Annotated in this window: 21 protein-coding genes; 12 read left to right on the top strand and 9 right to left on the bottom strand. The window is 66.1% G+C overall.

All coding sequences use genetic code 11. The features are described 5' to 3' along the window. The first annotated feature begins 119 nt into the window (after positions 1-119). Positions 120-275 carry a hypothetical protein gene (locus AB0N24_RS12505; RefSeq protein WP_181038961.1) on the top strand — a complete coding sequence of 52 codons (156 nt, stop codon included), beginning with the start codon at positions 120-122 and terminating at the stop codon, positions 273-275. 48 nt (positions 276-323) lie between these two features. Here AB0N24_RS12505 and AB0N24_RS12500 read toward each other — a convergent pair whose 3' ends face one another. After that, positions 324-1,967, bottom strand: a complete 1,644-nt coding sequence (locus tag AB0N24_RS12500) for an ATP-binding protein (protein WP_364124376.1) — start codon at positions 1,965-1,967, stop codon at positions 324-326. 93 nt (positions 1,968-2,060) lie between these two features. Between AB0N24_RS12500 and AB0N24_RS12495 the strand changes: the two genes are divergently transcribed. Further along, entirely contained in the window at positions 2,061-2,432 is a 372-nt protein-coding gene (locus AB0N24_RS12495) for an STAS/SEC14 domain-containing protein (protein WP_364124373.1), read from the top strand. Positions 2,433-2,503: 71 nt separating this feature from the next. Next, on the top strand, positions 2,504-3,313 hold the full coding sequence (locus AB0N24_RS12490) for a class I SAM-dependent methyltransferase (RefSeq protein ID WP_364124370.1): 810 nt from the start codon (positions 2,504-2,506) through the stop codon (positions 3,311-3,313). A gap of 32 nt (positions 3,314-3,345) precedes the next feature. Here the strand turns inward: AB0N24_RS12490 and AB0N24_RS12485 are convergent, their stop codons facing one another. The 3 genes from AB0N24_RS12485 to AB0N24_RS12475 all read right to left on the bottom strand — a co-directional run bounded on the left by AB0N24_RS12485 (position 3,346) and on the right by AB0N24_RS12475 (position 5,676). Continuing rightward, positions 3,346-3,774, bottom strand: a complete 429-nt coding sequence (locus AB0N24_RS12485; RefSeq protein ID WP_364124367.1) for a hypothetical protein — start codon at positions 3,772-3,774, stop codon at positions 3,346-3,348. A 137-nt stretch (positions 3,775-3,911) separates the two neighbouring features. Further along, positions 3,912-4,919: an NAD(P)H-hydrate dehydratase gene (locus AB0N24_RS12480; protein WP_364124364.1), complete on the bottom strand. Its 1,008-nt coding sequence runs from the start codon at positions 4,917-4,919 to the stop codon at positions 3,912-3,914. Next, a complete protein-coding gene (locus AB0N24_RS12475) occupies positions 4,903-5,676 on the bottom strand; it encodes a histidine phosphatase family protein (RefSeq protein WP_364124361.1) in 774 nt (257 codons plus the stop codon). The genes AB0N24_RS12480 and AB0N24_RS12475 overlap by 17 nt, the downstream gene beginning before the upstream one ends. Positions 5,677-5,857: 181 nt before the next feature. On the opposite strand from AB0N24_RS12475, the gene AB0N24_RS12470 reads away from it, so the two are divergent. From AB0N24_RS12470 to AB0N24_RS12460, 3 genes are all read left to right on the top strand, one after another. Continuing rightward, positions 5,858-6,079, top strand: coding sequence for a DUF6480 family protein (locus AB0N24_RS12470; protein WP_364124358.1), 222 nt, complete (start codon positions 5,858-5,860; stop codon positions 6,077-6,079). A gap of 34 nt (positions 6,080-6,113) precedes the next feature. Further along, on the top strand, positions 6,114-6,926 hold the full coding sequence (locus tag AB0N24_RS12465) for an alpha/beta hydrolase (RefSeq protein WP_364124355.1): 813 nt from the start codon (positions 6,114-6,116) through the stop codon (positions 6,924-6,926). An 80-nt stretch (positions 6,927-7,006) separates the two neighbouring features. Next, positions 7,007-8,131, top strand: a complete 1,125-nt coding sequence (locus AB0N24_RS12460) for a glycerate kinase (protein WP_364124352.1) — start codon at positions 7,007-7,009, stop codon at positions 8,129-8,131. Positions 8,132-8,144: 13 nt separating this feature from the next. Here AB0N24_RS12460 and AB0N24_RS12455 read toward each other — a convergent pair whose 3' ends face one another. Further along, on the bottom strand, positions 8,145-8,807 hold the full coding sequence (locus AB0N24_RS12455; protein ID WP_364124349.1) for a DUF6766 family protein: 663 nt from the start codon (positions 8,805-8,807) through the stop codon (positions 8,145-8,147). Between the two features lie 55 nt (positions 8,808-8,862). After that, complete coding sequence (locus tag AB0N24_RS12450) at positions 8,863-9,354, bottom strand: DUF6328 family protein (protein WP_364124347.1); 492 nt, start codon at positions 9,352-9,354, stop codon at positions 8,863-8,865. 200 nt (positions 9,355-9,554) lie between these two features. Here AB0N24_RS12450 and AB0N24_RS12445 point away from each other — a divergent pair, with 200 nt between their 5' ends. Both AB0N24_RS12445 and AB0N24_RS12440 read left to right on the top strand, forming a co-directional pair. Beyond that, positions 9,555-10,454, top strand: coding sequence for an SDR family oxidoreductase (locus AB0N24_RS12445; protein ID WP_364124344.1), 900 nt, complete (start codon positions 9,555-9,557; stop codon positions 10,452-10,454). Between the two features lie 81 nt (positions 10,455-10,535). Then, positions 10,536-11,051: a hypothetical protein gene (locus tag AB0N24_RS12440; RefSeq protein ID WP_364124341.1), complete on the top strand. Its 516-nt coding sequence runs from the start codon at positions 10,536-10,538 to the stop codon at positions 11,049-11,051. A gap of 174 nt (positions 11,052-11,225) precedes the next feature. Here AB0N24_RS12440 and AB0N24_RS12435 read toward each other — a convergent pair whose 3' ends face one another. Next, on the bottom strand, positions 11,226-12,581 hold the full coding sequence (locus AB0N24_RS12435; protein ID WP_364124338.1) for a solute carrier family 23 protein: 1,356 nt from the start codon (positions 12,579-12,581) through the stop codon (positions 11,226-11,228). A gap of 203 nt (positions 12,582-12,784) precedes the next feature. Between AB0N24_RS12435 and AB0N24_RS12430 the strand changes: the two genes are divergently transcribed. Both AB0N24_RS12430 and AB0N24_RS12425 read left to right on the top strand, forming a co-directional pair. After that, on the top strand, positions 12,785-13,390 hold the full coding sequence (locus tag AB0N24_RS12430) for a malonic semialdehyde reductase (protein ID WP_364124335.1): 606 nt from the start codon (positions 12,785-12,787) through the stop codon (positions 13,388-13,390). Between the two features lie 208 nt (positions 13,391-13,598). Then, positions 13,599-14,123 (top strand): 2'-5' RNA ligase family protein, encoded by a 525-nt coding sequence (locus AB0N24_RS12425; RefSeq protein ID WP_364124332.1) that lies wholly within the window; start codon positions 13,599-13,601, stop codon positions 14,121-14,123. On the opposite strand, the gene pgm is transcribed toward AB0N24_RS12425, so the two are convergent. Beyond that, positions 14,113-15,774, bottom strand: a complete 1,662-nt coding sequence (gene pgm / locus AB0N24_RS12420) for a phosphoglucomutase (alpha-D-glucose-1,6-bisphosphate-dependent) (protein WP_364124330.1) — start codon at positions 15,772-15,774, stop codon at positions 14,113-14,115. The genes AB0N24_RS12425 and pgm overlap by 11 nt on opposite strands. Before the next feature lie 260 nt (positions 15,775-16,034). On the opposite strand from pgm, the gene AB0N24_RS12415 reads away from it, so the two are divergent. Both AB0N24_RS12415 and AB0N24_RS12410 read left to right on the top strand, forming a co-directional pair. Continuing rightward, positions 16,035-16,928, top strand: a complete 894-nt coding sequence (locus tag AB0N24_RS12415; RefSeq protein WP_364124327.1) for a nuclease-related domain-containing protein — start codon at positions 16,035-16,037, stop codon at positions 16,926-16,928. A 111-nt stretch (positions 16,929-17,039) separates the two neighbouring features. Further along, the gene (locus AB0N24_RS12410) at positions 17,040-17,462 is read left to right on the top strand and encodes a DUF4190 domain-containing protein (protein WP_364124325.1); all 423 of its coding nucleotides are present in this window, start codon (positions 17,040-17,042) and stop codon (positions 17,460-17,462) included. 7 nt (positions 17,463-17,469) lie between these two features. On the opposite strand, the gene AB0N24_RS12405 is transcribed toward AB0N24_RS12410, so the two are convergent. Next, a complete protein-coding gene (locus AB0N24_RS12405; protein ID WP_364124322.1) occupies positions 17,470-18,342 on the bottom strand; it encodes a phosphotransferase in 873 nt (290 codons plus the stop codon). Positions 18,343-18,346: the final 4 nt, after the last annotated feature.

Genomic DNA, 18,346 nt, shown 5'->3' with positions numbered 1-18,346 from the left:
CTCGGGCAGCCCGGAGCCTACTATTCTCTTCGTATTACTTCGCTTTAATATTGATGATTTGACCGTATAATGACGCACGTAATGCAAGTTCAAGCCCAATTGATTGAAAGGACCAACGGATGAAGAAGATTGCCGCAACATTCTTGCTCACCGGCGTTCTGGCTGTTGCAGGATTCGCCGCACCCGCCAACGCCGCTCCGAAGTCGGACACAACTGTCAGCACCTCCAGCAAGACTGTGACTACCCAGTCCTCCATCGGTTGGTGGCCTAACTAGTTCGGCGAGCACGCTGCCCCTGGATTTCATATCCGGGGGCAGTTCCTTTTAAGGGCCGGAAATAGGCAGCTGAACGGTGATCGTGGTGCCCGTACCGAGTTCCGAACTGACCGCCAAATACCCCCGATGCGCCTTTACGATGTCGTAAGCAATGGCGAGTCCCAGTCCGCTGCCGGGCACGGCAGTGGACGTAGCGTTGGATGCTCGGAAAAAGCGCGTAAAGAGATGCGGGATTTCTTCGTTCGGGATTCCCACGCCCGTGTCGCGTACATGGATATTTACGCCGGGTTCTCCATCCGTCATTGGCTCAACGCGGCAGCTGACAACAATCCGACCGCCGCTCGGGGTGAATTTGATGGCATTTGAAACCAAGTTCGTGAAAACCTGCTCCAGTTGAACTTCATCGGCGATGATCGCGGGATCGCCGTCGTCGAGCTCCAGCGAGATGGAGACGTCCCCCAGCTCCGCCAGCGGACGCAGCGCCACCGTCACGATCTGGAGGGTGTGCCCCAGCTGGACAGGTGCCAGATGAAGGTTGGCACCCTCGTAATCCTGCCGGGAAACAGTGAGCATGTCCTCGATCAGCCGGCGGAGCCGCTCGGAGTTCCGGACAATGATGTCCAGCATCCGGTCCACTTCAGGGGGCACCGGCCCACCCACGCCGTCCTGGATCATGTCCAGGTAGGCGGAGATGGAGGTCAGCGGCGTCCGCAGTTCATGGTTGACGGTGGCCAGGAAATCGGTCTTCGCCTGGTCAAGCTGGCGCAACTGCTTGACCACCTGCTGCTGGGCACTCATTAAGTGGCTCTGGATGAGCCCGTAGGCAACATTGCCGGCGACGTGCTGTATCAGGGAGATCTCGGTGCGCGTCCAAACACGGGGTTCGTCGAGCTGCGCAATCCAGATGGCGCCGAGCGACGATTTTCCTTCACCCACGGGAACGAATGCGGAGGCCCACGGGCGCATGTGTTCCGTCCACGCCGCCAGGCCCTGGTCCTCGGGGGACCACTCATGGATGTGGTGGTCGTCCACAGCGAGCACCTCGGCCTCCGACCAGAGCCGGTCCGCAACGCGGTGGGCAGAGGATTCATGGATTCCCAGCCCGTCCACGATCGGTGCCAGGCCGGGACGGTGCCACTGTGCAGCTATGCGGGGCACACGGTCGTCGTCGAAGGTCGTGAACAGAACGCGGTCGGCGCCGAACGTCTCTCCGAATCCCTTTACCAGGAGGTCCGAAATCACGTGCGGATCGTGCGTTGCCCGCACGGCCGAGGACACTTTCCGGAGTTTCTCGCGCAGCCGTTCGGCACTCTCCCGCGCCTCGGAGCGCAGCGCGGCACGGCTGATCAGGACATCCGCCCGGTGGACGAGTTCGGCCGGTGCAGCCGGCTTCGCAATGTAGTCCGCCATCCCCAGCGTCCGGACGCTTTCAGCCTCGGTTTCGTCGTCCAGGTCGATCAAGAGAAGCAGCGGGGCAGCCACAGGCAGGCCCGCAAAGGAATGATCCGCGACGACGATGCTGGGGTTGTGCCGTTCCAGCAGCCCGGCAAGACTTTCCTGGCTGGAGGCCTTGGCGACCTCGAAGCCCGCGGCGGACAGGACGGCCGCGGTAGCGGACAAGCGCCCGCTGTCCGGGTCCGCCACGATTGCCGTGCGTGGTACGAGTGATTTCTCCGCCGCCAGTATTACCACACTGCCCCCTTCGGTCCCGGTTGAGTACATTGTAGGGTGACATCAGTCGCACGCATTCCATGCGGGCGAACCCTGGCGGGAGGAACGGTGAATATGTCCGGATATCGCGAGGAAGGCACAGAGGCGAGTTTGACGCTGGGAGCCGATGGAATGCTCCGGTTGGAGTGGCCGAGGGGCGCGGCGATAACGGCGGCGGATGCGGAGCACGCCATGCGTAGGGTGAACGAGCTATGCGGAGATAACAGGCATCCCATGCTGGTGGACATGGCCACAACAGCGGATGTATCCCGCGGCGCCCGCGCCGTGTTCGGCCGCCCGTGCCAGGCATCCCGGATCGCATTGCTGGGGTCCTCGCCGGTTGACCGGGTGCTGGCCAACTTTTTCCTGGGCATCAACGCGGTGCCGTGCCCCACCAAGTTCTTCACCTCCGAGCGGGACGCCCTCGCGTGGCTCGCTTTGACCTGATTCCCCAAGTGGATTACGTCGCCGGCGCCTGATTTTCCTGGCGCCAACGCCGCTGCACCTATATTGGTGCCATGCTGTCCGCCCTAAAAAAATATCTGATGATTCCCAAGCTCGTGCGGTTGTCCGCGGGGGCGCCCCGGGATCATCACGCCGCATGGGATCTGTTTTGGTCCAACGTCAAGGCCACCGGTGCCGCGGGCGATGTACTTTGGGACGCCGGCACCGACCACGAAATGCTGGGCTACGTGGACATGTTGCGCCTCCACCTGGACACAAACCTGCCTGTGGTGGACATCGGCTGCGGCAACGGCAGCTTCACCCGCCGGCTGGCCGGGCACTTCCCGCACGCCGTGGGCGTCGACGTCTCCGCCCATGCCGTCCGGCGTGCCCGTGCCGAGTCCGCCGGACTGCCGAACGTCTCCTACGCCGTCCGTGACATGACGGCGACCGGCTCCGGAACCGGACTGGTTGAGGAGCTGCACGTTCTTGGCGCGGACAGCGGGGCTAATGTCTTCATCCGCGGCGTCCTCCACGTCCTGCGCGAACGTGACCGGTTCGCGTTGGCCGAAAACGTTCGTGCCATCACGGGAACCCGGGGCCGGGTGTTCCTCGCCGAAACAGACTTCCAGGGAAACGCCGTCGACTACGTGTCGCATCTTGGCGCCACGCTCCGTTCCATCCCCGCGCCGCTCGAAGGCGCCATCCGCGGGCTGCCGATGCCCGGGCACTTTGGCCCGAAGGAGCGGAGCCTGGCCTTCCCGGCCGACCGCTGGGAACTGATCGAGGACGGTCCCACCATGATCGAGACGGTGCCCTTGTCCAGCCCCACACGGGCAGACCTTATCCCCGGCTACTTTGCGGTCCTGAAGGCCCGGGGCTAGGGAGCACGGGGTCCAGGCCCCGCCGGTGAGTGCTAGCCGCGGCCCATGCTCGTCGAAGGGTCGCCGTCCGCTTCGGAGGGATCGGCCCGCAGGTCCCCGGGATCCGTGGCGGGAAGGCCCCCGGGACCCGGTACGTCCTGCTGGGCGGCGGCGGTTGTGCCCAGGTCCGGACTTTGACCGGGTTCCGGGTTTTCGCCCGGCGGGGTCCCGCGCGGGTCATCGAGCGGCGGAACGTCGTCCGGACGGGCCGGCGGCTGCTCCGGCGGCGTACCCGGCGGGTTTTCCGTCGGATCCACCGGGTCCGTGGCGTTGGAACCCTCGCTAATGGAGGAATGGACCCGGATTTCCTCATCCGGATCGCCGGGATCCGGCGCATGGCCGTCGTCGGTCCTCTCGGCGGTGCCAGCTAAGTCCTTCATGGCATTCCTGGCAGCTTCTTCGATGCTGTCTCCGATTCCCATCGGCCTACTCCTCCCTTTCGCCTCCGGCGCAAGCCTGAGGGCGCCAGTCATGCATCCAGATTAGTCAGTATGCTTATGATTAGTCCAGAGTCCGACGGCGGGTCGGGGCGGCGTTGCCCGCCGGCCCGCGGCGCCCCTCAGGTCCCGAGTTCCATCATCAGGGCCGGCAGCTCATCGGCGAGTTCCCGGGCCAGGTACCCGAGGCTCCCCAGGCGGCTCGCCAGCCGGTCGCCGGCGGCTGCATGGAGGTGGGTGCCCCAGCAGGTGGCCTGCGCATCCGTGGTGCCCCTGGCACGCAGTCCTGCGATGGCACCGGCCAGGATATCCCCGCTGCCGGACGTACCCAGGCCGCCGTACCCGGTGGTGATCTCCCACAGGCCGCCGTTCGCCCGGCCACCCTCATCTCTCGGGTTGCCGGTGGTGTGCCCGGCGGGGACGGCGATGACACCCTGGCAACTCACCACCGCACCGTAACGCCCGGCGATTTCCGCGACGTCCTGGTGCAGGTCGCCGACGTCCCGCCCCAACAGGACCCCGGACTCGGTGATATTCGGGGTCAGGATGAGCCGTCCCGCCCACGCGCCGAGCTCGTCGAGGAGCTCCGGAAGGCAGCCTAGAGCGTAGGCATCGAGTACAACAGCCGGTCTGTGGCCGGAGTCGCCGCTGCCGTCCCTTCCACGTCCGTCTCCTCCCTCTCCGTCTCTTCCCCTTCCGTCTCCGACGGCCCTCCCGGACTCCAGTTTCAGCAGCTCCCTGAGGAGGGACTCGGCTTCGTCCATGTCGTCCAGGCCCGGTCCCACCAGGACTGCCGCTGCGTTCTTCAGTTCTTCGGCCACGGCGGAAACTCCGGAGCCCTGGACGGCGCCGCGCTCCGTTTCAGCGAGGCCCACCACCCCCGCTTCCGGCAGTGCCACCGCAACCTGTACCGCCGTCGAGCCCGCCACTGCCAGCGTCAGGCGGCCTGCCCCCGCACGCAGCGCCGCCGTGCCGGCCAGGAGTGCGGCTCCCGGCGTCTTCCGGGCGCCCCCGATCACCAGGACCGATCCGCGGTCGTCCTTGCCGGACCCGCCGCCCGGAAGGGGCCAGCCCCGCAGCAGCGTGGGGGTGACGGGTATGGCTGCGTCGGCCCTACCTCGGGTGGACATTCGCGTCTCCCGCATGTTCGGTCACTGGAACGCCCTCGCTCACCAGATGGTCGGCCATGTTGAAGCTCTCCAGGATCCACGGCCCTGCTCCGTCCGGCCGGACGAACCGCGTGAGGGAGGCGTTGAGGACGGTGGATGTGGCGGCAATATCCAGGATTTCCGGTTCGGTGAGCCCTTCGAGAATGTAGCGGAAGAGCAGGATCAGGGCGTCGTGGCACACCAACACCACCCGGTCGGCGCCCGGTTGCCTTTCGAGGTCGGCCAGCAGGGAACGAAGACGAAGCACGACGTCGGCCCAGGACTCACCGCCGGGAGGCCGGTAGTAGAACTTCCCCAACCAACGACGTCGCGCCGCTTCCTCCGGGAGCCGGGCTTCCACACCCGCGGAGGTCAGCATGTCCAGGATGCCCAGTTCCCTGTCCCGGAGCCGTTCGTCGATGAGGATGACTGCGGGCCAGCCTCCGGTTTTCACGGCGAGCTCGGCCGTCTGGCGGGCGCGGACGTACGGCGAGGACCATACTGCCGCGGCACGCTGCTCCTCGGGAAAATCAGCGAACAACCGGCCTAGGGCCAGGGCCTGTTCACGTCCGGTGGCGGAAAGCTCCACATCGGCGTCCCGGGCCGGGACCTCTATGACGTGTACTCCGGCCTGTCTGGCCAGAGTGGCGGCCACGTTGCCCTGGCTCTCGCCGTGGCGCACCAGTAGAAGCTCGGTCAATCCGGTACTCACAGGACTTCGGTCATCGGATTGCGGCATTGCTACCCCCTTGGTCCGGGTCCGTTCCACGTGCGCAGTTCACGCACTGGTTGGCTGTTGATCGCTCGGGAAGGCCCACGTTACTACTGCGCGGGCGTCCTTGTCGCGGCAATCAGGGAAGGCTAGGCTGGCCATCCACCAGGTGCACGTCTCCACATTTCCCCGACGAACGGACGAAACCATGAGCAGCTATCACCCGGAGAGCGACCCCTCGAATCCGGACAAGCCCGGCGCGGACGAAACGGAAGAAAAAGACCGAACGTCCAAGGATCCTGCAGCCACCGCGAATCCTGACCCGTTGGAAGGCAACGTCACCGGGTTGGAGCCCGGCGGCGGTGTTCCGCCCGGCGAAACGCCTCCGGCTGAAGATTCGATGAGCGGGGATCAGGGCCACGAGGAATAGCTGATTCGCCGTCGGAGAGGGCTATCCTCGACGGATGAAGGGTGCCGTAGCAACAGACGTCGAGGCCGGAGGCTTCCGTGGACGAATGTATGCCTCGCGTGGCGGCGCAGCTGTCCAACCGGAGGGCCCTGCAGAGACCCCTACGATTGTCCTCATCCATGGGATTGGCGTCTCCCATCGGTACCTTGTCCGGCTGCACCAGGTCCTGGCCAGGAGCGCAGATACGATTTCACTCGACCTGCCGGGCTTTGGAGCCACGCCGCATCCCGAACGCCAGCTCACTGTGGCCGACCATGCGGCGTTCATCCATGGCGTACTGGACCGGGCCGGGGTGGGGCCGCGTGTCCTGGTTGGGCATTCCATGGGGGCGCAATTCGTCCTGGAGGCAGCTCTTCAGCGGCCGGACCAGGTGCCGCACGTGGTGCTGATGGGACCCGTCGTGGACGTCCGGCGCCGGACGGTGCTCCGGCAGATGCTTGCGCTGACCAGGGACGCACTGCTGTACGAAACGCCGCGGTCCAACGTTGTGGTGTTCAGCGACTACCTGCGCTGCGGCCCGCGCTGGTACCTCAAGCAGCTGCGCGTCATGATGAATTACCGGACCGAGGACCGGATCCGCAGTCTGAACACTCCCGTGATGATTCTCCGCGGCGCTTCGGACCCTATCGCAACAGGCGAGTGGTGCCGGATCCTTGCCCGCCGGGCACCGGCAGGGAAGCTGGTGGAGGTCCCGGGCTGCGGGCACGTGGTCCAGTACACCGGAACATCGCAGGTGGCCGACGCAATCACCGCCTTCACTGGGCTGCCCGGTTCCGGTACCGCGCAGCAGGCCCTGAACCGTCATTAGCCGTGGCCTGTCCGGGCCGTTTCATCACTGGTCCGCCATGTAGGCAAATGCTTTCCGATGGAGGCTGGCAGGATGGACCCATGCGCATTCTTATTGCTCCGGACAAGTTCAAAGGATCACTGACCGCGGCCCAGGCCGCAAGCGCCATCGCGGAGGGGGCGCTGCGCGTCTATCCGGACGCCGTCGCCACCCAGTTTCCCGTGGCCGACGGCGGGGAAGGCACCCTCGAAGCCGCCGTTGCCGCCGGATACGAGGAGCGGCTGAACGCCGTCGTCGGTCCCATCCTGGCCCCAATCGGCGCGGCCTGGGCCATCCGCAAGGATGCCTTCGGCGGTGCAACCGCTGTCCTCGAAACTGCCCAGGCCTCCGGTCTGGCGCACATGGAACCGACGCCAGCTAACGCGCTGCGTGCCCACAGTTACGGCTGCGGCCAGCTGATCGCCGCCGCCCTGGACGCCGGGGCTACGGAGATCGTGCTGGGCGTCGGCGGATCGGCAATGACCGACGGCGGCAGCGGCGCGTTGCGTGCACTGGGCCTGAAGCCGTTGGACGCCGCCGGAAACGTGGTTCCCCTGGGCGGTGGTTCGCTGGCGGACGTTGTGCGCGTTGACGTGTCAGGAGTCGATCCCCGGCTCGCCGCGGTAAAGATCCGGATCGCCGTGGACGTCCAGAACCCGCTGTTCGGCAACGACGGCGCAGCGCACATCTTTGGCCCCCAGAAAGGGGCTGATGCGGACGCCGTGGAACTTCTGGACGCGGGCCTCCGCAACTGGGCGTCCGTGCTCCGACAGGCCACGGGACGCGACGTCAACGTTCCCGGAGCCGGCGCGGCCGGCGGGTTCCCGGCGTCGTTCCTTGCTTTCAGCGGTGCCACGCTGGAAGGCGGCTTTGCCTTGGTGGCGGACCTGACGGGTCTGGCCGGTCAGTTGGCCGAGTCCGATCTGGTGATCACAGGCGAGGGTTCCATGGATTCGCAGTCGCTGACGGGGAAGGCTCCGATTGCCCTCGCGGATGCGGCACGCGAACGGGGCATCCCCGTGATTGTGGTGGCGGGGCGGATCCTGGTCACCCCGGAGGACCTCGCCAGGCACGGAGTGGTGGCCGCGGCGCAGCTGCTGGACATCGCAGTCAGCCCCGAAGACGCCATCGCCAATGCCGCCAAGTACCTCGCCTGGGCTACCAGCCAGGTCCTCGAAGGCGCCTGACGGTGCGAGGCCGCTAAGCCCCGGTTTCGTAGTGCGGTTCAGCCACGGGCTTGGACTCGGGCGAACCCCGTTCGCGCAGATAGACGGACGCGCCAACCAGGACGGCGACGGCCAGGAATTCGCTCTGCCAGTTCTGGAACGACTCGAACCAGAAGCGGCTGGTCGCGAGGTATCCGAGCAGCGTGACCCCGGGCTGGCCGTGGCTTTGCTGTTCCTCGCTGTACTCCTCACTGCCGCCAACGGCGTGGAGGGCGAAGGAGGCCAGGAACAGCAGTAGGAACAGGATGGATAGCGAGTGCTCGTAGAGCTTGAGCACCAGGCCCCCGCGGCGCACCGGCCAGGGAGTGGCGGCCTTCACCGTGGCGTCCCGCGGATCCTGGTCCTGCGGCGCCGTGCGGCCCATCGGCTTGGATTCGGAGGAGCCCTTTTGGAAAAGAAACACAGTCAAAACGACATACATGCCCATCTGCAGGAATTCCGATTCCCAGTTCTCGAACGTGGCTTCGAGGAAGGCCCCGGTGGCCAGGTAGCCCGCGATTCCCACCGCAGGCTGGCCGTGGGCCATCTGGTCTTCGCTGTAGTCGCTGGCACCGCTGATAATCATGCCGCAGAAAAACACGGCGAAAAGCCCGATGTTGGCCAGCAGCAGCCCGTGTTCCTTAGACCACTTCTTCATGATGCCTCCCGGTGGGATGAATAACTTTGGTGGAGTTCGGGTTTCGGCATACGGGCTACTTCTTCGTTGCCCGTTTGTGGAGCCAGATCGGAACGAAAACGAGAAGCAGGATCATCACCGCGAGGAGTCCTCCGCCTGCGAGGAGCCCGGCATTCCTTCCGGCGGTTACATCGAAGACGAGCGACGCCGTCCCCGCGCTGAGGAGCGCGACGCCGCCCAGTGCAACCTTCGCAATCCGGTCCGCGCTTGCCACGAGCGTTGATTTCAGCTGCTTCCGGAAGAGCCTGCGGTGCACGCTGACCGGGAGGAGGATGACGGCGGTGACGAGCGCGGCGAGCAGTACGTTGGTCAGGTACAGTCCCACCTGGTAGTCATCCAGTGACTCGAACCGTTCCTGGAAAGGAATGGTCAGGAGGAACCCCGCAAGGATCTGCACACCTGTCTGCAGTACCCGGAGTTCCTGGAGTAGCTCTCCCCAGTTGCGGTCCATCTGCTGATTGACGGACTCGTTCCTGCCGTCCCCGGCTACTGCGTCACCGTCTGACATGGGCTCACCTCCGGGCCTCGCACGCCACGGCGCGCAAACTAACTCTCAACCTAGGCTTGAAGCCTGACAATTACAAGCAATGCTAAGTTTGCTGACTAATTTTTCCAAAACGGTGGACTTGCCCATTCCGCTGGGATAGTTTCGAAGGGCCGGTTGCGCACCGGAACCGATGGAAAACCGACATGCAAGTGAGGTGGACTATGACTGATCCCGGTAAGAAGCAAGACCAGCCGAGGGACCCCCGAAACGGTTACCATTCAGGCCCTTTCCCGGAGCAGGTGCAGGAGCAGCCGGGACTCACGGCGCCCATGGAACCCCAGCCGGACCACGGTGAGGAAAGCTATGCCGGAAGCAATGCGCTCGCAGGCAAGGCGGCGCTGATAACCGGCGGCGACTCCGGCATCGGCAAGGCCGTGGCCATCGCCTTCGCCCGTGAAGGCGCCGACGTCGCAATCTCCTACCTCCCCGAAGAGGAAGCCGACGCGCAGGACACTGCCGCATGGATCCGCAAAGCCGGACAGCGCCCGTTGCTGCTGCCCGGGGACGGCCGCTCCGAGGAGTTCAGCATCAAAATCGTCGAGGACACGCTCGCGGAGTTCGGCCGGCTCGACGTCGTTGTGCTCAACGCGGCCTACCAGAAGAACCGGGACAGCTTCGAGACGCTACCCACCGAGGAGTTTGACCGGGTTTTCAAGACCAACCTCTACTCCTTGCTGTGGACAGCCAGGGCCGCCGTGCCGCACCTGAAGGCGGGCGCGTCCATTATCACCACCGCGTCCATCCAGGCTTTCAACCCGTCGCCGGGACTCATCGACTACGCCATGACCAAGGGCGCCCAGGTTGCCTTCACCAAGGCCTTGGCCCAGGAACTGGGGCCCAAGGGCATCCGGGTCAACGCCGTTGCCCCCGGCCCCATCTGGACGCCGCTGATCCCCGCCACGGAATGGCCGGAGAAGCTGCCAAAGTTCGGTCAGGACACCCCGTTGGGACGGGCGGGACAGCCCGCTGAGCTCGCGGCGGCCTACGTCCTGCTCGCCTCAGACCACGGCTCCTACATTTCCGGGGCGGTGCTTCCGGTGACGGGCGGTAAAGGCCTCTGACACGTTTGCGGTGCGTCGGGGCAACCCGGCACCCAGCGCTACTGACTTTCCATTCAGACCGAACCAGCCAGGAGGAATGAGATGACCAACGACAGCCAGGGAACCCCCATCGAGGAGGAAGGCGGTTACGGCACACCAACAGTCGAGCAGGAAACGGGCGGTGCGGACCCTAAGAAGTTCGCCCAGCCCCGCGAGGAAGAGGCCTTCGACGCGGCCGGCCTGAGCCAGGACAGCCCGGACGGCGAAACCTATCCGGCCGGAGCGCCGGACCTCAGCCAGTTCGGCGCCGAGGACCAGGACAGTGCAGGCGAACCCGGAGCAGGACGCTTCGGAGGTACGGAGGATCAGTTGAAGGCAGAGAACGAAAGCACCGACCCCGGCTTCGAGGACAGTGCCGAAGCAGATGCGGGCGACGCGGCAGTACCCTCCGCGGAAGCGGAAATGGACGAGTCCAACACCGAGGATCCGGACGCGGGGCGTCCTTTCTCCTCGGAACCCAACCAGGACGCGGCAGGGATCCCGGACGGCAGCGGCACTGATCTGCCGGACAGCCGGGCCCCCAAGGACCGCGACGACGACACGTTCGACGCCGGCTAAACGGCCGCCGTCGTCCGCCCGTCCGCCGTCGTACTTCCTGTTCCGCCGCCTTTCAGCGCCGCCGTCGTGGGGCACTATGGCCTAGGTTTCCGCGGAAGCAGGCTCAACAGACGGCGTGTCCGTGTCGAAGTGCCCCGGGTTGACCGCGGGCAGTCACTGTTCCGGCGATTACCCCTACGGACGCTTCTTCGGGGTCCGCTTGGCGGCGGCGTTGATCGCGGCCTTGACAGCGGGCGGCAGCCCGGCCTGCTCGGTCTCCGGTTCAGCAACGCTGCCGCGGGCCTTGGCGATCGCTTTCATGCCGTGGTAGATCACCAGCGCGGCGGCGGATCCCAGGGCGATGCCGGTGAACGTCAGTTCGCCGATGGTCCAGGTGTAGTCGGCGATGCCGATGATCAGGGCAACCGCGGCCGTGGTCAGGTTGACCGGGTTGGAGAAATTCACCTTGTTCTGGACCCAGATCTTCACGCCCAGGATGCCGATCATGCCGTACAGCATGGTGGCGGCACCGCCCAGCACCCCTGCGGGAACCGTGGCTATCAGTTCGCCGAACTTCGGGGAGAAGCTCAGGACGATCGCGAAGACGCCGGCTACCCAGTAGGCCGCCGTCGAGTACACCTTGGTGGCCGCCATGACGCCAATGTTTTCGGCATAGGTGGTGGTTCCCGAACCGCCGCCGAAGCCGGCCAGCACGGTTGCGGCGCCGTCGGCCATCAGGGCCCGGCCTGAGACGCCGTCGAGGTTCTGGCCGGTCATCGCGGACACGGATTTCACGTGGCCGATGTTCTCGGCAACCAGCACCAGCACCACGGGAACAAAGAGGCCAACCACGCCGAGGTGGAACTCCGGGGTCTGGAAGTGCGGGAGGCCCACCCACGCGGCCGCGTCCATCTTTGCGTAATCCACCTCACCGCGGACGATGGCAACGAGGTAGCCCACCACCACGCCCACCAGAATGCTCAAACGGCCCAGGATGCCCTTGAACAGCACGCTGACCAGGATGATGGTGGCCAGGGTGATCACCGCAGTGACGGGAGCTGCGTCGAAGTTGTTCTTGGCGGCCGGCGCCAGGTTCAGCCCGATCAGCGCCACGATGGCGCCGGTGACGATGGGTGGCATGAGCCGGTTAATCCAGCCGGCTCCGAACTTCTGCACCACGGCGCCGATGATGGCCAGCCCGACGCCGGCGAGCACAACTCCGCCCAGGGCGCCGGGAACCCCGAACTGCTGTTGGGACGCCATGATCGGGGCTATGAACGCAAAACTTGAGCCGAGGTAGCTGGGCACCCTGCCCTGCGTAATGACCAGGAACAGCAGGGTTCCGATGCCGGAGAAGAACAGCGTGGTGGCCGGCGGCATGCCGGTGATGATGGGCACCAGGAACGTGGCACCGAACATGGCCACCACGTGCTGCATTCCCACTCCGATGGTCAGCGGCCAGGTGAGCCGTTCGCCGGGGGCCACCACCTCTCCGGGGCGAACCGACTTTCCATTGCCGTGGAGCTTCCATTTGGTGCCGAGCATGCTCATGGCCGGGAGCCTTTCAAGAGAAGGTATCGCGGGAGGGGGAAGGAATCTTCCGGAGCAACATTACCGCGCAGGACGCCCCGGACACCGCTGTGCCGAAGGTCACGCGCAGTCACGGGAAGAGGAAAGCTTCGCTTGAAGTTGCAACTATGGATAGCAGAACCGCCGGCCACCCCGGGTGGGCGGGTCCAGCGAAAGGTATGCAGATGACAGTCGCACATGAAGAAGCAGTGATCGACGCGGCCGCAGTGGACGCGATTTTCGCCGAAGCCCGTACGGCCAACGCCTTTACCGGCGAGGTCACGGATGACCAGGCCCGCGCCATTTACGAGCTCACCAAGTTCGGCCCCACAGCCTTCAACTCCCAGCCGCTGCGCGTGACCTACGTCCGCTCCGAACAGGCGCGCAGCCAGCTCGTGGAGACCCTCTCGGCGGGCAACCGGGCCAAGACGGCATCAGCCCCCCTGGTTGCCGTGCTCAGCTACGACACCGCCTGGCAGGAGCAGTGGGACAACTTCCTGCCCGGCTACAACGCACCCAAGGCCATGTACGATTCCGCGCCCGAGCTCGCGGCAACCACGGGCAACAACAACGCCCACCTGCAGGCCGGGTACTTCATCCTGGCAGTCCGCTCGCTGGGCTTCGCCGCCGGTCCCATGACGGGCGCGGACTTCTCCGCCATCGATGCGGCGTTCTTCCCGGCGGGGGACCAAAAGAGCTTCCTGGTGGTGAACATCGGCCAGCCCGGCCCTGACGCCTGGGGCGAAGCAAAGCCGAAGTTCGCCTACGACGACGTGGTGCGCACCGTCTAGTCACGGGTTTAACCCGCTCAGTAGCCCGCGCGGTTACTCAGAGAGGCCCCCGGCACGATGGGGGACACGCCGGAGGCACTCTGGGCAACATTTCTGCAGGTATCTGCACGGCATGTGTCCGGGGCCACTTCCCATTTTAGTCGAAATTGCCACTCTGGCTACTGTGCCCGGCCGCCCGCGCGGACGGGCACAGTGGCACACTGGCCCTATGCGGAACCTGATTCTGGTGGCCTTTGTCGAGCCTGTCACCGACGGGCTTGTGTTCCCCCGCGACGACTGGCCCCTGCACATCACGCTCGTGAGATTCGATGTGGAGGAGGAGTCCGACGACGGCGTTAAGTCCGACGACGGCGGCCAGGCGTCCGGACTCGCCGAACGGATTGCCGGACTCATCGACCTGCCCGTGCGGGCGGCCCTCGGCACCAGGCTCACCATCGGTGACGACGCCGGCTTCGGCCGGCTGGGATCCGTTGCGGTCAGCCTGGTCGAGCCGAGCCAGCCCCTGCAGGACCTTCACGAGTCACTGATGGGAACCGTTGCGGGTTTGCCGGGGCGCGTGCCCACGCCGGATTACACCCTGGACAACTACCGGCCCCATGTGTCGCACCACGGCGACAAGCGCACCCGGCCGGGGGACGTCGTCGTGCTGGACCGCGTGGCGCTGGTGGATATGGCGCCGGACGGAAACCATTCCGTCCGGCGCATCCTCCGTCTGTGGGAACTTACGAAATAACCCCGTCCACCAGGGCCTTGGCTTCTGCCTGAACCTGCTTGAGGTGATCGGCGCCCTTGAACGACTCGGCGTAGATCTTGTAGACGTCCTCGGTGCCGGACGGGCGGGCAGCGAACCAGGCGTTCGCGGTGACCACCTTCAGGCCGCCGATGGAGGCACCGTTGCCCGGAGCCTCGGTGAGCTTGGCCGTGATGGTTTCCCCGGCCAGCTCAGTGGCCGTGACGTCGGACGACGAAAGCTTGCCGAGGGCGGCTTTCTGGTCCCGGGTGGCTGCGGCGTCGATGCGGGCGTAGACGGGGTCGCCGAACTGGTCCGTGAGGCCCTTGTACAGCTGCGACGGCGACTTGCCCGTGACGGCGGTGATTTCCGAGGCCAGCAGCGCCAGCAGGATGCCGTCCTTGTCGGTGGTCCAGACGCTGCCGTCCATCTTGTTGAACGAAGCGCCCGCGGATTCCTCGCCGCCGAACGCGCCTTCGCCGGACAGCAGTCCGGGGACAAACCACTTGAAGCCCACGGGGACCTCCACCAGTTTGCGGCCCAGGCTTTCGGCCACCCGATCGATGATCGAGGAGGAGACGAGCGTCTTGCCGATCACGGACTGCGGGTTCCAGCCGGTGCGGTGGCGGTAGAGGTAGTCGATGGCCACGGCGAGGTAGTGGTTCGGGTTCATCAGCCCGCCGTCCGGGGTGACGATGCCGTGGCGGTCGGCGTCAGCGTCGTTGCCCGTGGCGACGTCATAGGCTGCGGACCCGTCCGCACTAACAGACATCCGGTTGATCAGCGAGGCCATGGCGGACGGCGAGGAGCAGTCCATCCGGATCTTCTCGTCCCAGTCCAGCGTCATGAAGGCCCACTGCGGGTCAACAGTGGGGTTGACCACGGTGAGGTTCAGGTGGTGCCGTTCGCCGATCTCGCCCCAGTAGTCAACGGACGCGCCGCCCATCGGGTCGGCGCCGATCCGGACGCCGGCTTCACGGATGGCGTTCAGGTCAAGGACCGACGGGAGGTCGTCCACGTAGCTGCTGAGGAAGTCGAATTTGCCGGTGGTGTCCGCGGCCAGGGCGTCCGCCACCGGGATGCGCTTGACGCCGCGGAGCCCGTTCTCGAGGAGCTCGTTGGCGCGGTTGGCGATCCATCCGGTGGCATCGGTGTCTGCGGGTCCGCCGTGCGGCGGGTTGTACTTGAAGCCGCCGTCGCCGGGCGGATTGTGGCTGGGCGTGACCACGATGCCATCAGCCTGCGGGGCGCCGGCCGGGGCATTGTTGTTGTGCGTGAGGATGGCGTGGCTCAGGGCCGGGGTGGGTGTGTAGCCGTGGCGGGCGTCGATGAGGACGTTCACGCCGTTGGCTGCCAGCACTTCCAGTGCGGAGTTCTGCGCCGGTTCGCTGAGGGCGTGCGTGTCCTTGGCCATGTACAGCGGGCCGGTGATGCCCTGGCCGGCACGGTATTCCACGATGGCCTGGGTGATGGCCACAATGTGGGGCTCATTGAACGAAGCCTTCAGGCTGGACCCCCGGTGCCCGGACGTGCCGAAGGCAACGCGCTGGCCCGGATCGCTCAGGTCGGGAGAAACATCGTAGTACGCGTCCAGGAGCGCAGTGAGGTCAACAAGGTCTTGGGGTTGGGCAACTGTGCCCGCGCGGCTAGCCATGGCACCAGCATGCCAGACGACGGCGGGCCACAACACGGTTTGAACCGGAATCCGGCCCCTATGACGCCGAATTTCACCGGGCATTTACCAATTCATTCCTATTGCCATTTAAATCGGGCAGTATTTGGAAGCGAAAAAGCGAGTGGTGGCGCCAAAAGTACCTATATACCCGCCGCCGCGGGGCTGCTAATTTCAAAAGAAATTACGACGGCGGACCCTCCTCCGCCGGGAGCGTTGCGGCGAATCCAAGGGGACACTCAATGGCGGCAGGGGACGGAGCGGCAGAACAATCACGGCTCGCGGCCGAGCGGATAGCCCGGCTGAAGCGCCAGCTGGACCACGCCGAGCGCGCGGCCGACACCTGGGGTGCCGGTGCCGACGGGGAGCGCCGCACCGCCAACATGCTCAGCGAGCTGGCTCCGCACGGCTGGTTCCTGCTGCACGACGTCCACTGGCCCGGCCGTCCGCTGGCCAACCTGGACCACGTACTGGTGGGGCCGGGCGGCGTTGTAGTGGTGGATTCCAAGAACTGGTCGGGGAACGTCGAGGTCCGGGACGGGGTGCTCAGGCAGAACGGCTACACGAGGAACCCCGCCGTGGACGGCGCCCTGGGGCAGGCGGCTGCAGTGGCCGCATTGCTCCGTGCTCCCCACCGGCACCTGGTCCGTTCCATCATCTGCCTGACCGGCCAGCCCGACCTTGGCGAGGTGACGGATTCCGGCGTCGAAGTGTTGGGCATCAACCGTGTTGTTGCCCGGATAGCGGCGCTTCCGGCAGTGCTGGATCCGGAGACGGTAGTGGGCGTCTACTCCCATCTGGGACAACAGCTGACGCAGCCCCAGCAGTCCGCAGCCCTTAACTACCGGGGCATGCCCATTCAGGGCCCGGCGCGCTGGCCGGGGCTGAACCCGGGCCAGGGTGCGCACCAGGGGACCCGGTATCCGTCGCCCCTGCCCAGCCGCTATCACGGACCCGTGGCCGGCAACGCCGCGGGCCGGTTGTCCCCGGCGGATTCACCGCGGCCCCCGCAGTACCTCAAAAGCCAGTACGGCGAACGCCGGTTCCGCAAAAGCCGGGCGGTCGGCGTCCTTTGGGGCCTGCTGATCCTGGGGATCGTGGCATTGGCACTCTCGGCGCCGCTGTGGATCCGGTAGCCACATTTTCGGGCGGCCGCATCACAGGTGCATTACGGGTGCGTACGTCGACGGCACGTCCGGGCGGCGCGTTGGTAGGCTGGTTAAAACCACGCAAAAGGGGATTTTCCCATGACCAACCAGCCTGCCGCCGGCGACGAGGGGACACCACAGGGCTACCAGCCGCCGTCGTACATTCCGCCGCAGGGGTCCCAGCCCGCGCCGCCCAGTAATCCCTATGGCCAGCCGTCCGGGCCATACGGCATTGTGTATGGCCAGCCGTCCTACTACGGGATGCCGCCGGAGCCCAAGAGCCTGAGCATTGCCAGTCTATGCTGCGGGATCGCGGTGTTTCTGGGGCTGGGAATTTTCATCCTTCCGCAGATTGCGGCCGTCGTCCTGGGCCACCTGGCATACCTCCGGGAACCCGCAGGCAGGGGACTGGCCACTGCCGGGTTGGTTCTCGGCTACCTCGGGCTTGCGCTTACGGCCATCGTGCTGACGTTCATCGTGGTGGCAATCTTCGCTGCAGCCAACGCCGGCTACGGCTTCTAACGCATTGTCAGTCCGTCAGCGCCCGCATCAGGCGGGTGGCATTCGCCTCCAGCCAGGCGGCCCGTCGCTCAATGACTTCGCCCACGCCTTCTGACCACATCCGCGCCCAGCCGCCGCCCACCGTCCGGGCATTGTGCTCCATCCGCTCGTACGATAAGCGGACGGCGTCCACGCCGAAGCCCGGCAGCCGCCGTCGTTCGTCTCCGGTCCAGCCGTAGGCGTCCGCGAAAATCCGGAGCCGCCGGAACGGATCCAGCGGCCCCCAGCCGGGCCAGGCATCGGCCGGGTCCCTGAGCGGCACCCAGTGCATCGCAGTGTTAAAGGAGTCCTTGAGGGCGGTGCTTGGCCCCGCGAGGTCGAAGTCCACCAGGCCGGCGGCCAGCCCGCCCCGGACCACCACATTCTGCGGGGTCACATCCAGGTGGCACACCAGGGCTGCGGGATCGCCTTTCACGGTGTCCTGCCGGACGGGCCGGAGCGGGAACGGATGTGCCACCGGCACGAACCCCTCCGAAGCGTGGTGCAGGCGGCGGACCAGGCGGCCCACGGACGCGAGGAGGTCCTCCGACTGCACCCACGGTTCGGGCACCGCCCCGGCGCAGTCCCCAGGCACGAACGAGAGGACATCCCGACCTTCCGGGTCGCGCCCCAGGAACCGCGGCGAGCCCTCGAAACCGGCCTTCTCCAGCCAGTCGAGATAGTCGGCCACCGCGAAACTCTGCGGCTGGTGTGGGCGGCGGATCGTTCCGCCCACCCGCACCACGCCGTCGGTGACGTCGCCCGCGGGCATGGGTTCGACGTCGGACGCCTCGCCGGCGGCGGGCCGGTAGAGGCGGGACTCGACCGGCCTCTGCGCAGCCGGCGGGCGGTGGTTGCTCACCCGG

It is taken from the genome of Arthrobacter sp. NPDC093128 (genome assembly GCF_040683875.1).
In the GTDB taxonomy this organism is placed as follows: Bacteria; Actinomycetota; Actinomycetes; order Actinomycetales; family Micrococcaceae; genus Arthrobacter.
Note: the sequence above shows the minus strand (reverse complement) of the source record. Positions and strands in the feature narration are given on the sequence as shown.

What these genes read in the sequence shown, in the direction of transcription:
- AB0N24_RS12445 (WP_364124344.1), top strand. Translation starts at nt 9,555, where the DNA reads ATGACTGATCCCGGTAAGAAGCAAGACCAGCCGAGGGACCCCCGAAAC.
- AB0N24_RS12425 (WP_364124332.1), top strand. Translation starts at nt 13,599, where the DNA reads ATGCGGAACCTGATTCTGGTGGCCTTTGTCGAGCCTGTCACCGACGGG.
- AB0N24_RS12415 (WP_364124327.1), top strand. Translation starts at nt 16,035, where the DNA reads ATGGCGGCAGGGGACGGAGCGGCAGAACAATCACGGCTCGCGGCCGAG.
- AB0N24_RS12460 (WP_364124352.1), top strand. Translation starts at nt 7,007, where the DNA reads ATGCGCATTCTTATTGCTCCGGACAAGTTCAAAGGATCACTGACCGCG.
- AB0N24_RS12410 (WP_364124325.1), top strand. Translation starts at nt 17,040, where the DNA reads ATGACCAACCAGCCTGCCGCCGGCGACGAGGGGACACCACAGGGCTAC.
- AB0N24_RS12435 (WP_364124338.1), bottom strand. Translation starts at nt 12,581, where the DNA reads ATGAGCATGCTCGGCACCAAATGGAAGCTCCACGGCAATGGAAAGTCG.
- AB0N24_RS12480 (WP_364124364.1), bottom strand. Translation starts at nt 4,919, where the DNA reads ATGTCCACCCGAGGTAGGGCCGACGCAGCCATACCCGTCACCCCCACG.
- AB0N24_RS12490 (WP_364124370.1), top strand. Translation starts at nt 2,504, where the DNA reads ATGCTGTCCGCCCTAAAAAAATATCTGATGATTCCCAAGCTCGTGCGG.
- AB0N24_RS12495 (WP_364124373.1), top strand. Translation starts at nt 2,061, where the DNA reads ATGTCCGGATATCGCGAGGAAGGCACAGAGGCGAGTTTGACGCTGGGA.
- AB0N24_RS12475 (WP_364124361.1), bottom strand. Translation starts at nt 5,676, where the DNA reads ATGCCGCAATCCGATGACCGAAGTCCTGTGAGTACCGGATTGACCGAG.
- AB0N24_RS12485 (WP_364124367.1), bottom strand. Translation starts at nt 3,774, where the DNA reads ATGGGAATCGGAGACAGCATCGAAGAAGCTGCCAGGAATGCCATGAAG.
- AB0N24_RS12505 (WP_181038961.1), top strand. Translation starts at nt 120, where the DNA reads ATGAAGAAGATTGCCGCAACATTCTTGCTCACCGGCGTTCTGGCTGTT.
- AB0N24_RS12465 (WP_364124355.1), top strand. Translation starts at nt 6,114, where the DNA reads ATGAAGGGTGCCGTAGCAACAGACGTCGAGGCCGGAGGCTTCCGTGGA.
- pgm (WP_364124330.1), bottom strand. Translation starts at nt 15,774, where the DNA reads ATGGCTAGCCGCGCGGGCACAGTTGCCCAACCCCAAGACCTTGTTGAC.
- AB0N24_RS12440 (WP_364124341.1), top strand. Translation starts at nt 10,536, where the DNA reads ATGACCAACGACAGCCAGGGAACCCCCATCGAGGAGGAAGGCGGTTAC.
- AB0N24_RS12455 (WP_364124349.1), bottom strand. Translation starts at nt 8,807, where the DNA reads ATGAAGAAGTGGTCTAAGGAACACGGGCTGCTGCTGGCCAACATCGGG.
- AB0N24_RS12450 (WP_364124347.1), bottom strand. Translation starts at nt 9,354, where the DNA reads ATGTCAGACGGTGACGCAGTAGCCGGGGACGGCAGGAACGAGTCCGTC.
- AB0N24_RS12470 (WP_364124358.1), top strand. Translation starts at nt 5,858, where the DNA reads ATGAGCAGCTATCACCCGGAGAGCGACCCCTCGAATCCGGACAAGCCC.
- AB0N24_RS12430 (WP_364124335.1), top strand. Translation starts at nt 12,785, where the DNA reads ATGACAGTCGCACATGAAGAAGCAGTGATCGACGCGGCCGCAGTGGAC.